The following is an 11882-nucleotide window of genomic DNA, read 5'->3' as shown; positions in this document are numbered from 1 at the left end:
TGAAGTCGTTTCCCGCTCGCGCGTCGTAGTATTTGTCCACGTTTCACGTGAGCCCAGTGAATCACTGGTGACGGTTTCAAGATTTTCAGGGAGGAAGAGGTGCTATAGCGCAGCGCTCTTCCCGTTACCTTGTAAAACAAAGCCCACTGTGGATGCAGTGGGCTTTGGGTGAGTCACAAGCGTGCCGGTTATTTCAGCGGAGCTTCTGTTTTTGTGCCGTCTTTGTGCCAGGTGTAGACCACGAATTTGAAGTCTTTCAGGTCGCCCTTGCTATCAAAGCTCAGGTCGCCAGTCGGGGTCTTGAAGGTGCCTGCACGGATCGCCGCAGCCACTTTGGCGGTGTCTTCGCTCTTGGCGTTCTTGATGCCGTCTGCGATCACTTCAACCGCTGCGTAAGCCGGGAATACGAACGGGCCGCTTGGGTCTTCTTTCTTCGCCGCAAATGCTTCTACCAGTGCCTTGTTGGAAGGGTCCTGGTCAAAAGATTTAGGCAGGGTCACCAGCAGGCCTTCGGAAGCATCCTGAGCGATCTGGGAGATCGACGCGTTACCCACGCCTTCTGGACCCATGAAGCCGGCTTTCAGGCCTTTCTCTTTCGCCTGACGCAGGATCAGACCCAATTCAGGGTGGTAGCCGCCGTAGTAAACGAAGTCGACATTGGCTTGCTTCATCTTCGCGATCATCGACGAGAAGTCTTTGTCGCCAGCGTTGATGCCTTCGAACAGGGCGACTTTCACGCCTTTGCTTTCGAGGGTTTTCTTCACTGCGGTCGCGATACCTTCACCGTATTGTTGCTTGTCATGGATGACAGCAACGACTTTCGGTTTGACGACATCAGCGATGTAGTTACCGGCCGCCGGGCCTTGGGCGCTGTCCAGACCAATGGTGCGGAAGACCATTTTATAGCCACGTGCGGTGATTTCCGGGCTGGTAGCGGCCGGGGTCACCATGATGATGCCTTCGTCTTCGTAGATGTCCGAAGCCGGTTGAGTCGAGCTGGAGCACAGGTGGCCCACAACGAATTTCACGCCATCGTTGACGACTTTGTTGGCGACCGCGACCGCTTGCTTCGGATCACAGGCATCGTCGTATTCGATAGCTTCGAGTTTCTTGCCGTCAACGCCGCCTTTGGCGTTGATTTGCTCGATGGCCATTTTTGCGCCACTGAACTGCATATCGCCGTATTGGGCAACAGCACCTGTTTTAGGGCCGGCGATACCGATCTTGATGGTATCTGCAGCGAACGAATGGCTGGCAACCCCTGCCAGAACCAATGCGGCAAACAGCTTGGAAATCTGCTTAGTACCCTTAGTCATGATGCTCCACTCTTGTGTTTTAATTTTTATAATCCTGGCGGCCAAAGCTGCAGGACCGGATTAGAAACGCCCGGTCATCCCCCTGGCAACTGTACCGGTACAGTGTAGAGCGCCGGTTTGTCGCTTGAAAAGCTGGCTACTGGGGGGAAAACCGTATGATGTCGCTTAATTGAAAGAAAGATACAGAATCTAACCGGCTTCTTGAGCATGCGAGCTGCACATGTCCGTCCGCACCCCCGATCGTTTCTGAACCTGTCGTGCAATCAACCACTTAAATCTGGGTTTGTCTGTCGAAATTGCGGCGTTATGATTGCGCCGATTTTCTCTTTGGTGAAACCCATGACGAAAGAAGCTAGCACCCTCTATGCCAAACTGCTTGGCGAAACCGCCGCAATCACTTGGAGTGAATTGCAACCATTCTTTGCGAGGGGTGCCCTGTTGTGGGTCGAAGCTCCCTTGGATTTGATCGAAGTGGCGCACGCAGTGGCCGAAAATCAGGCCGATAAAGTGGCTGCCTGGCTTGCTGCGGGGGAGGTCAGCAAGGTGGCTGAATCACGGGCGCTGGATCTTCTTGAGCGCGATCCACCTCTTTGGGCGGTTGTCGTGGCGCCTTGGGTATTGATCCAGGACAGGGCGCAGGTCTGATCTGACGCTCTTTATTGGTGCGCAATGGCTGGCGAGTGGGTAGCTCGGTAACCGAGCGATAAAGGATGGCGAAGTGCCGTAGCGAAAAATCCCATCTGATTTAAGGATTTGGCAGGCATACCGGGTCAAGCCATTTGCCGGCAAGCCTGCCCCCATAAAGCCTGCACAGAAGTGTGCATTCCATTGGGAGAGCAGGCTTGTCAGCGGATTAGGCTCAATGCTCGGTTTTGCCCGTGTGACGGTTAAGCGAAATGACCCGTGTTTTGCCGATGCGGTGACGGTAAATTTCGCGCAGGTATTTGACTGCTTTCTTTACGCTATCGCGGGAGAGGCGGATGTCGTTGATCGAGACGAACTTGGATTTGTCGTCGATCAGCTCGCGGTACTTCTTCTCGTACATCGGTTTGATCGCGTACCAGTTGGTGTCGAGGATCTTCGCCGGGTTTTCGTATTCGTTGAGTAACGCGTCGATGCTCCTTTCGTTGAACTCGTCGTTGACGATGAACTCGATAATGGCGTTGTCCAGTGTGTCGTCGAAACGGTATTCGGTCCGGGCGAAGCAGCGCTTGATGAACGCCACGATCAGCGTCAGGAAGTCATCGGACAGGCAGGGGCTTTTCGCGATCAGGGTGGTCAGCGACAGGTTGGCCGAAGCGCCGATCACCAACGCATAGCGCTTGAGCGTGGTATTGGGAAACAGGCTGTTGAGGTGAGTCTTGAGCCTGTTCAGGTCCATGTAGGACAGTTTGTAGTCCTTGGGTAACGAAACGATTGAGACCACTGACGAGCAATTCTTGAAGAAGTGCAGGTCGTGCAGGGCCGCCGCGTCATAGCCGGAGGCCTTGTACTGCTCCAGCGCCGCGCGATAACGCTTGGACTCGATCGGTAGCAGGCTGATGCCTTCGATGGCCTGGGTTACTTTGTTGAAGTGCGGCAGGTCGATGGAGCGGAAGAACAGGTCGTCGATGTTCAGCCGTGCCGGTTCTTTTTCGAACAGTTTCAACTTGTCCGAACTCGGTGCCGGTGTTTCCGGTACGACGGATTCTGCGTAGGCAATCGCTACGGGCCCGGCCAGACTCATGAACAAGTCGTTGGCATCCAGGCGAATGGTTTCGCCGATGTCGATCCCGGCCCGACGGAAGTAGTTCTGGTCGTAGTCAGTGGTGACCGCCTGCGCCGTCAGAATGTTGAAAATCTGCTGAGAGATGTATTGGTTGGCGTGCCGCTCCATGGCGTTGACGTCGATGTTCTCGATATTGCCGTCATCGCTTTCTTCGGCGTAACGCATGATGTCGTTGGAGATCAGCATCATCGCGTTCCATGGACGAATACGGCCCATGACGCTGGCTTCGCTGCTGTCTTCGTTCTCGAAGTTGTAGGAGAAGTCCCATTCTTCCGCGAGATACTTGCACAGCAGTCGTCCGGCGTTGATGTGCAGGGCTTCGGACATTTCACTGCGGTGGTCGGAAATGTTCGGCAGGATGCAGATGCCGCTGGTGAAAATAGGTTCAAAGACGAAGGAGCGGCCACGCTTGCCGTCGTTTTCACCCATCGGTTTGGTGTCAAACGTCTTGTTCATGTACGAGTACTGCTGTGCCAGGCCGAACTCTGAAGCCATGCCTGAACCGGTGCCACCGCCGGCGCTGAAGATATAGAAATACAGGCGCGACTGGTTGGCCTTGATCCCGCAGGAATCAATCAGGTACGAGTGAATCAGTTTCCAGTCGGTACTGGAGAAGTTTTGCGTGTCTTTGTTCAGGATGATCTTGGCCAGGTACTGACCGAGAATCGGCGCGTTACCAGCGCCGCCCGCATGGACCTCGGACAGGTCCATTATTTTCATTTTGCTGTAGTCATTGATGAAGCCTCCTTTTTCGCCCTTGCGGGAGAAGCGGATGCGCCCGGCGATGTCCTTGTCCAGGTCACCCAGCATCACCAGCGGCTCCACCAGGAATACCGGTTTGGCCGACTTGTTTTGTACCAGGCGCAGGTTGTTACGAATCCAGCGGGCCGGGCTGTAACCTTTCTCGTCTGCCAGACGGTCTTCATTGCTGAACTGGTTAAGGTAGAACTTCCGTGCGTTGTACACCAACTCGGCGACATCCAGCGCAATGTTCGACCCGCAACGACCCAGGCCGATCAGGCACACCGACGGGAACTGTTGGTCGCGGCGCAATTCGTCTTGGTCATCGATGTGAATCGAAGGTGGGAACACGATGTCACGCAGACCGTCCAGATTATCGAGGATACGATCAGTGTCGGTCTCGGTGAAATACAGGTACTGGTGCGCTGGCATTGGCTGCGGACTGTAAACGCCGCGCGGGGCGAGAGGAGCAATAGACGGGAACTCTAATGCCGCGCTGGCCGGATCGTTTTTTTTTGTCATCGTGCGCCATATGCCTGGAAAGGATGGCTGCTCGACTAGTGTTATCGGGCCATCACAGAGAAAGAAATTACGACTTTACAGTGCGTCTTGAGCTTGATCGATAGGGGTTACCCCTAGTGGGCCTAGGGTATTGCGTAGTCTCAAGCACCCAGTAGTCAGCTGAATGCTCGTGGTGACGGTGTACGGTCAGTCGGCAGAGTGCGCAATCGATGCGCTGACGAGTCCGTCAAGGGTCTTGGTCAACAGGTTTTCGGTAGTTTCGCACCCGGTCACCAGGCTGTCGGGTTGGGGTTGGGGGTGTTCTGCGTGCCCTGCCCATTACCCCCTATCAGCGTGACGAATGTTTACAGACAGTTGTGTTTGCGGGTTCTAGATTGGAACTTCCAGGCTCGGCTGCAGCAGGCTTGAAGTTCGTAAGCTCGTTGTCGGTTGGGTGTGTTGAAAGCCAATTGAATAACAATAAAAGAGACGGACCCCACATGCAGAACTCGACCCAAGCGGAGAATGCCTGGCGCATTCTGTTCCTGCTGTTCCTGGCAAATCTGTTCAATTTCTTCGACCGCACCCTTCCGGCGATCATCATCGAGCCAATCCGCATGGAATGGCATCTGAGCGATTTTCAGATCGGCATCATCGGTACCGCATTCACCGTGGTTTATGCCATTGCCGGGCTGCCGTTAGGTCGGATAGCCGACACCGGTTCGCGGCGCAAATTAATGGGCTGGGGCCTGGCGGTGTGGAGCGGGCTGACAGCGGCCAATGGCCTGGTTGGGAGTTTTTGGGCGTTCCTGCTGGTGCGCATGGGCATTGGTATCGGTGAAGCCAGCTACGCACCGGCGGCCAACTCGCTGATCGGGGACCTGTTCCCGGCCCACCGTCGCGGGAGGGCCATGGGTGTTTTCATGCTTGGTCTACCGCTGGGGCTGGTATTGGCGTTCTTCACTACCGGTGCGTTGGTCCAGGCATTCGGCAGTTGGCGCGCGCCGTTCTTCATTGCGGCAGTACCCGGTTTGCTCCTGGCAATCTTCATGTTTTTTATCCGCGAGCCCAAGCGCGGTGCCGCCGAAAGCATGCGGATCTCCGAAGAGAAAATCGACAAGCCGATTCGTCGAGTGTTATCGATTCCTACCTTTGGCTGGCTGGTATTGGCGGGCCTGACGTTCAACTTCGCCACCTACGCCTGCAACTCGTTCATGGTGCCCATGCTGCAGCGCTATTTTTTGTTGCCGTTGCAGGATGCCGCCATGGCGACCGGGCTGATCGTGGGTGTGACGGGGTTGTTCGGCCTGACCCTTGGCGGCTGGGTCGCCGACAAGATCCATCAGCGTGTCGCCAATGGACGCCTGCTGTTTGCCGCCGTCAGCATGCTGGTTGCGGCCATCGCTACGGGGTACGCGCTGCATTCTGGACGCATTGAAATAGGCCTGTTCGTCGGCGTGTTCAGCGTGGGCTGGCTGTTTTCCTACAACTTTTACACATGCGTCTACACGGCGATCCAGGATGTGGTCGAGCCGCGCCTGCGGGCCACCGCCATGGCGTTGTTCTTCGCCGGGTTGTATCTGTTGGGAGGAGGGCTTGGGCCGGTGGTAGTCGGACTGCTGTCCGACTATTTCGCCCATTCGGCGATGTTGTCGGCGGGTGCCGGGGAGATGAGCGAAGTGTTCAAGGCCGATGGCTTGCACGACGCGATGTATCTGATTCCGGTGGCGCTGTTCCTGACGCTGTTGTTCCTGCTCCAGGCGTCGCGCTGCTTCGCTCGAGATGCCGAGCGGATGAAAGTGGGAATGGTGGCGGATGAGCCGGATATGCCTGCGGTGACGGCCTGAAACACCTCTTCGGTCTATTCGCGAAGGCGGTGCCAGCTCAATCGCCAGTCATGTGCTTGAACGACAAAGCCCGCATCAGCGGGCTTTGTCGTTCAAGCAGTCAGCAGATCAACCGGCTACCAACACCCGAATCGCTTCCAGACGTAGCGCTGCTTTTTCAAGCATGGCCAGGCCCTGTTCGCGTTGTTTACGCAGCGCGACCAGTTCGCTGTCGCGCACGGTCGGATTGACCGCTTGCAGAGCGGTCAGGCGTGCCAGTTCTTCGTCGGTCTCGGCGGCCAGTCGACGTTGCGCCTCAGCCACGCGCTCGGCGTGTTTCGGCGCGATCTTGGCTTCGCCCGCATTGATCTGCGGGTTGAGCACATCGCGCTGCGCCTGGATGAATTTGTTGGCGCTGGCACGCGGTACGCTTTCCAGCTGCTCGTTCAAGGTCACGAACGAAACACGGCCCGACAGATCGTTGCCATTGGTATCGAGCAAGCAGCGCAATGCCGCTGGAGGCAGGTAGCGACCCAGCTGCAACGAGCGAGGTGCAACCACCTCACTGACGTAGAGCAGTTCCAGCAACACGGTGCCGGGTTTCAGCGCCTTGTTCTTGATCAGCGCTACGGCGGTGTTGCCCATGGAACCGGCCAATACCAAGTCCATGCCGCCCTGGACCATCGGGTGTTCCCACGTGATGAACTGCATGTCTTCACGCGCGAGCGCCTGATTGCGGTCGTAGGTGATGGTCACGCCTTCGTCATCGCCCAGCGGAAAGCTGGCGTCGAGCATTTTTTCGCTTGGCTTGAGGATCAGCGCGTTTTCCGAATGGTCCTCACTGTCGATACCAAAGGCGTCGAACAGGGTTTCCATGTAGATCGGCAGGGTGAACTGATCGTCCTGTTCGAGAATTGCTTCAACCAGCGCCTGACCTTCGCCAGCACCGCCAGAGTTGAGCTCCAGCAATCGGTCGCGACCGCTGTGCAGTTCACCTTCCAGGCGGATGCGTTCCTCGCGTGCCGCGTCGACCAGGGCTTGCCACTCATCGTCATCGCCACTTTCCAGAAGCGGGAGCAGGCGCGGGCCGAATTGGTGTTGCAGAGCGTTACCGGTCGGGCAGGTATTAAGGAAGGCGTTCAGCGCTTCGTGATACCACTGGAACAGACGCTCTTGCGGGCTGGTTTCCAGATACGGTACATGCAGCTCGATGATGTGCTTCTGGCCGATCCGGTCGAGACGACCGATCCGTTGTTCCAGCAAGTCTGGGTGCGCCGGCAGATCGAACAGTACCAGGTGGTGGGCGAACTGGAAGTTGCGGCCTTCGCTACCGATTTCCGAACAGATCAGCACTTGCGCGCCAAACTCTTCATCGGCGAAATACGCTGCGGCGCGATCACGTTCGAGGATGTTCATCCCTTCGTGGAACACGGTGGCGGGGATACCTGAACGCACGCGCAGCGCGTCTTCGAGGTCCATCGCGGTTTCGGCGTGAGCGCAGATCACCAGCACTTTGACGCGCTTGAGCATTTTCAGGGTGTCGATCAACCAGTCGACCCGCGGGTCAAAGCGCCACCAGCGTTCTTCTTCAGTGACGTCTGGCTGCGACTGGAAGCTGACTTCCGGGTACAGGTCGGCATGTTCGCCCACCGGCAATTCCAGGTATTCGGCCGGGCAGGGCAGTGGATACGGGTGCAGTTTGCGCTCCGGAAAGCCTTGCACGGCAGCCCGGGTGTTGCGGAACAGCACGCGGCCGGTGCCATGGCGGTCAAGCAATTCGCGGATCAGGCGTGCACTGGCTTCGGTATCGCCGTCAGCCACCGCGCCCAGCAGGGCTTCGCCTTCGACACCCAGAAATCCGTGGATGGTTTCGTGTGCTTTAGGTGACAGGCGGCCCTGATCGAGCAACTCCTGCACGGCTTCGGCCACAGGGCGATAGTTTTCGCTTTCTGCACGAAACGCGTGCAGGTCATGGAAACGATTCGGATCGAGCAGGCGCAGACGAGCGAAGTGGCTGTCTTGACCCAGTTGTTCCGGGGTGGCGGTCAGCAACAGAACGCCGGGTATGACTTGCGCCAACTGCTCGACCAGTGAGTATTCAGGGCTGGCTTGTTCTTCATGCCAGACCAAGTGGTGAGCTTCGTCGACCACCAGTAAATCCCAGCCAGCGGCAAACAGCGCGTCCTGGGCCTTTTCGTCGTCGACCAGCCACTCCAGCGCGACCAGCGCCAGTTGCGTGTCTTCAAAGGGGTTGCTGGCATCGCTTTCGATAAAGCGCTCGGCGTCGAACAACGCCACTTGCAGGTTGAAACGGCGACGCATCTCCACCAGCCATTGGTGCTGGAGGTTTTCCGGAACCAGGATCAGCACTCGATTGGCGCGGCCAGACAGCAATTGGCGATGGATCACCAGACCGGCTTCGATGGTTTTACCCAGGCCTACTTCGTCTGCCAGCAGAACCCGTGGCGCGATACGGTCAGCGACTTCGCGGGCGATGTGCAATTGGTGAGCAATGGGCTGCGCACGAACGCCGCCCAGGCCCCACAGTGAGGACTGCAACTGGCGGCTGGTGTGCTCGAGTGTGTGGTAACGCAGCGAGAACCAGGCCAGCGGATCGATCTGTCCGGCGAACAAGCGGTCAGAGGCCAAGCGGAACTGAATGAAGTTCGACAGCTGGGTTTCCGGCAGGGTGACAGGTTCATTCTGGGCGTTGAGGCCGTGGTAGACCAGTAAGCCGTCGACGTCGTCGACTTCGCGTACGGTCATCTTCCAGCTTTCGAAGTGCGTGATCACGTCACCTGGCGAAAAGCGCACGCGTGTAAGCGGTGCATTGCGCAGTGCGTACTGGCGGGTATCGCCAGTGGCCGGGTAGAGCACGGTCAACAAGCGGCCGTCTTGCGCCAGAACGGTGCCTAAACCCAGCTCGGCTTCGCTGTCACTAATCCAGCGTTGCCCCGGTTGATACTGCTGCGCCATGCTGCCTGACTCCCGCCGTGAAAAGCCGACTATATTAACGGATCAGGGCGCCCAAACCAAAGCGCCCCGTCAAAACAGCCCGTATTCATTGGATACGGGCCCTCGCACAGGGTCGTGCAAGGCACTTGTGGGCCGGAACATAGTCGAAAGTCTTGCGTCAAGCGGCTCAAGTCGACGAACCGGCAGCCGACAGCTTGCTAATAAGGAGAACAACCACACATGCTGCCACCAATGATTCCGCTGAGTGCAGTGCCAGTCACCTCGCAACTCGACCCCGTCAAGCAAAGGCCGGAAATCCCGCCTGTGGTGCCGGTACAGCCGAGTTCTAACGAAAGCACTATCGACCTGCGCAAACGCGATCCCGAACAGACCGCGATCATGTTGCGTGAAGAGCAGCGGCGTCAGCGCGAACGGCAACGCGGCAAAGGTCATCAGGATGCACAGGAAGAACCGCTGGCCGTTCCGGGCGATTCATTGAACGCCGACAACACTGTGCCAGTGGTGGCGTTGATGGATGATGAGCCAAGGCAGGGCTTATGGGTGGATGTAGAGGTTTGAGTTGTTCGGACGTCTTTCACAGGTTCTCTGCATGCCTGGTCACGCTGAACGGTTTTGTCGTGTAAGAAGGCAGATCACCACTGGTCATGGCCGCCGCCACCCCGCATTATTGGCAGCATCCCCGTAGTCAAGACGTGCAGACCATGAGCGAAGACGACAAATTGATAGACTTGGGCGCTGAACGCGCCAAACGCACGCACGACCTCAATGACAAGCGCCTCAACGAAGTGCGCAAGGCTTTCGAGCAGGCGCTGCCGATGGGCAAAGGCAAGAAAAAGCCCAAGGGCAAACCGAAAAAACCCTGATTGCTGGCTTCCCTCCCTCCTGTTTTTTGACACAGATCAGTTATTAGCGACCTGCCGTGGGCTGTCGCGGTGGCGCTTGATCTGGGTCAATTTCCCCCACCGTCACCTTGGCTAACCTAGCCCTATCGAACAAGGCAGGTCAGGGGAGGCGGTTATGTTTCTCGATAATGTGGTTGTCGCCGGTGTTGTCACCGTGGGCTTGATGGTGTTGTTTTTCGCAGGCCTGGGAGTTTTTATCTGGAAGGACTCGCATAAGCGCAAGTAAGGCTGAGAGTCGTTTCGGTACATGAGCACGCAAGGCACTTTGGGCGACTTCGGTCGCCTTTTTTTCGTTTCGACTTTAGTCGTGCCCGCACCAAAGTGCGGGCGCGGTGACCTCAGCCGATGCTGATAGGCGGCAAGGTCGGCAGGGTGACCGTCTGTTGCTTGCGAGGGGCGAGGATCTCTGCTTCGCCATCAACCACCAGTTCATCCCGCTGGTTGAATACACGGGTAGCGATGCGCACGCGGAATTTTGGCAGCTTTTCCAGAATTTCCAGGCGCACGGTCAGGGTGTCGCCAATTTTCACTGGCTTCTGAAAACTCATTTGCTGACCGATATAAATAGTGCCCGGTCCAGGCAACTCACACGCGACTGCCGCGCTGATCAGTGCGCCGCTGAACATGCCGTGAGCGATACGCTCCTTGAACATGCTTTGGGCTGCGAATTCAGGATCAAGGTGCACCGGGTTGTGATCGCCCGACATCGCAGCGAACAACTGGATATCACGCTCTTCGACAGTTTTGCTGTAGCTGGCGGTCTGGCCGACTTCGAGAGCTTCGTAAGGCGTATTGGTGACTTGAGTCATTGAATAATCCTGTGGCGTGTTGGTTGACGATTTACGTATCGATGTCTTGAAAAAACCGATTCATTCATTCGGTGCGCGGAGGTCGTGGATTGGCCAGAGCGTGCTCCAGCCATGTGAGTAAATCACGAGTGACTTCATCGCGGTTGGTTTCATTGAGCAGTTCGTGCCGCGCCTGTGGGTAAATTTTCAGCTCTACCGCTTGATTGCCCGCCGAAATCAAGGCGTCGGCAAGGTCTTTGAGACGCGTGCCATTGCTGACGGGATCACATTCGCCGCCGACCACCAGCAGGGGTATGCCTGGATCAATCTGTTCAAGGTTCGCCGGTTTGCTGATGTGCTGCAACCCGGCGAGCATGTCGAGCCAGAATTGGTTGGTACAGCGGAAGCCGCATAACGGATCGTTGACGTAGCGGTCGACTTCTTGCGGATCGCGGCTGAGCCAGTCGAACGCCGTACGCATGGGTTTGAACGCTTTATTGAACGAACCGAATGATAGCCATTCGATCAACGCACTGCGCCCGGTTGGCCCTTGGCGCCAGCACTCCAACCAGGCGATCAGGCGGGCGCTGCGATAAAGCGAAACCGGCTGAAAGTTCGACCCGCTGAGAATCGCGCCTTGCAGGCCGGCGCTGTGTAGCAACAGATACGCCAGGGCAATATAGCTGCCCATGCTGTGGCCCATCAGGAATACCGGCAGGTCGGGATGCGTCTGGGCGATGTACTGCCTCAGACAGGCCAGATCACCCACCACTTTGTTCCAGCCGTTTTTATCGGCGTAGTGCCCAAGCACGCCGTGGGCGGCGGTTTTACCATGCCCCCGCTGATCAGGGACGTAGAGCTCGAAACCCGCGGCAGTCAAGGCTGTGCCGAACCGCTCATAGCGAGCGCTGTGCTCGGCCATTCCATGCGACAGCATCACCACTGCCCTGGGCGTGACAGATGGCTGCCAATGACTGACGTAGAGGCGACTGTGATCGTGGGTATCAAGCCAGAAAGCATCATGACTCATGGCGATTCCTTATGCCCTGCGTGACCGACTGTTT

General features: G+C 57.2%; 10 protein-coding genes. 5 read left to right on the top strand and 5 right to left on the bottom strand.

Translation table 11 applies throughout. The features are described from left to right. Positions 1 to 188: 188 nt before the first annotated feature. Entirely contained in the window at positions 189 to 1316 is a 1128-nt protein-coding gene (locus RGU44_RS13930; RefSeq protein ID WP_322181336.1) for a branched-chain amino acid ABC transporter substrate-binding protein, read from the bottom strand. 339 nt (positions 1317 to 1655) lie between these two features. On the opposite strand from RGU44_RS13930, the gene RGU44_RS13925 reads away from it, so the two are divergent. Further along, positions 1656 to 1961, top strand: coding sequence for a DUF2288 domain-containing protein (locus RGU44_RS13925; RefSeq protein ID WP_322181334.1), 306 nt, complete (start codon positions 1656 to 1658; stop codon positions 1959 to 1961). A gap of 214 nt (positions 1962 to 2175) precedes the next feature. Here the strand turns inward: RGU44_RS13925 and RGU44_RS13920 are convergent, their stop codons facing one another. Further along, positions 2176 to 4257 (bottom strand): hypothetical protein, encoded by a 2082-nt coding sequence (locus RGU44_RS13920; protein ID WP_322181332.1) that lies wholly within the window; start codon positions 4255 to 4257, stop codon positions 2176 to 2178. A 539-nt stretch (positions 4258 to 4796) separates the two neighbouring features. Between RGU44_RS13920 and RGU44_RS13915 the strand changes: the two genes are divergently transcribed. Then, a complete protein-coding gene (locus RGU44_RS13915; protein WP_322217569.1) occupies positions 4797 to 6173 on the top strand; it encodes an MFS transporter in 1377 nt (458 codons plus the stop codon). A gap of 108 nt (positions 6174 to 6281) precedes the next feature. On the opposite strand, the gene rapA is transcribed toward RGU44_RS13915, so the two are convergent. Next, complete coding sequence (gene rapA, locus RGU44_RS13910) at positions 6282 to 9128, bottom strand: RNA polymerase-associated protein RapA (RefSeq protein WP_322181328.1); 2847 nt, start codon at positions 9126 to 9128, stop codon at positions 6282 to 6284. 219 nt (positions 9129 to 9347) lie between these two features. Between rapA and RGU44_RS13905 the strand changes: the two genes are divergently transcribed. The 3 genes from RGU44_RS13905 (at position 9348) to ccoM (ending at position 10256) form a co-directional block, all read left to right on the top strand. After that, the gene (locus RGU44_RS13905; RefSeq protein ID WP_322181326.1) at positions 9348 to 9686 is read left to right on the top strand and encodes an aspartate-semialdehyde dehydrogenase; all 339 of its coding nucleotides are present in this window, start codon (positions 9348 to 9350) and stop codon (positions 9684 to 9686) included. 86 nt (positions 9687 to 9772) lie between these two features. Next, entirely contained in the window at positions 9773 to 9991 is a 219-nt protein-coding gene (locus RGU44_RS13900; protein WP_322217832.1) for a hypothetical protein, read from the top strand. 154 nt (positions 9992 to 10145) lie between these two features. After that, entirely contained in the window at positions 10146 to 10256 is a 111-nt protein-coding gene (ccoM, locus tag RGU44_RS13895) for a cytochrome c oxidase subunit CcoM (RefSeq protein WP_322181324.1), read from the top strand. A gap of 112 nt (positions 10257 to 10368) precedes the next feature. Here ccoM and RGU44_RS13890 read toward each other — a convergent pair whose 3' ends face one another. Beyond that, complete coding sequence (locus RGU44_RS13890; RefSeq protein ID WP_219064124.1) at positions 10369 to 10839, bottom strand: MaoC family dehydratase; 471 nt, start codon at positions 10837 to 10839, stop codon at positions 10369 to 10371. A 64-nt stretch (positions 10840 to 10903) separates the two neighbouring features. Then, the gene (locus RGU44_RS13885) at positions 10904 to 11848 is read right to left on the bottom strand and encodes an alpha/beta hydrolase (protein ID WP_322181322.1); all 945 of its coding nucleotides are present in this window, start codon (positions 11846 to 11848) and stop codon (positions 10904 to 10906) included. Between the last annotated feature and the right edge of the window lie 34 nt (positions 11849 to 11882).

The sequence above is a fragment of the Pseudomonas sp. 5C2 genome (genome assembly GCF_034314155.1).
In the GTDB taxonomy this organism is placed as follows: domain Bacteria; phylum Pseudomonadota; class Gammaproteobacteria; order Pseudomonadales; family Pseudomonadaceae; genus Aquipseudomonas.
Note: the sequence above shows the minus strand (reverse complement) of the source record. Positions and strands in the feature narration are given on the sequence as shown.

What these genes read in the sequence shown, in the direction of transcription:
- RGU44_RS13905 (WP_322181326.1), top strand. Translation starts at nt 9,348, where the DNA reads ATGCTGCCACCAATGATTCCGCTGAGTGCAGTGCCAGTCACCTCGCAA.
- RGU44_RS13925 (WP_322181334.1), top strand. Translation starts at nt 1,656, where the DNA reads ATGACGAAAGAAGCTAGCACCCTCTATGCCAAACTGCTTGGCGAAACC.
- rapA (WP_322181328.1), bottom strand. Translation starts at nt 9,128, where the DNA reads ATGGCGCAGCAGTATCAACCGGGGCAACGCTGGATTAGTGACAGCGAA.
- RGU44_RS13920 (WP_322181332.1), bottom strand. Translation starts at nt 4,257, where the DNA reads ATGCCAGCGCACCAGTACCTGTATTTCACCGAGACCGACACTGATCGT.
- RGU44_RS13900 (WP_322217832.1), top strand. Translation starts at nt 9,773, where the DNA reads ATGGCCGCCGCCACCCCGCATTATTGGCAGCATCCCCGTAGTCAAGAC.
- RGU44_RS13890 (WP_219064124.1), bottom strand. Translation starts at nt 10,839, where the DNA reads ATGACTCAAGTCACCAATACGCCTTACGAAGCTCTCGAAGTCGGCCAG.
- ccoM (WP_322181324.1), top strand. Translation starts at nt 10,146, where the DNA reads ATGTTTCTCGATAATGTGGTTGTCGCCGGTGTTGTCACCGTGGGCTTG.
- RGU44_RS13885 (WP_322181322.1), bottom strand. Translation starts at nt 11,848, where the DNA reads ATGAGTCATGATGCTTTCTGGCTTGATACCCACGATCACAGTCGCCTC.
- RGU44_RS13930 (WP_322181336.1), bottom strand. Translation starts at nt 1,316, where the DNA reads ATGACTAAGGGTACTAAGCAGATTTCCAAGCTGTTTGCCGCATTGGTT.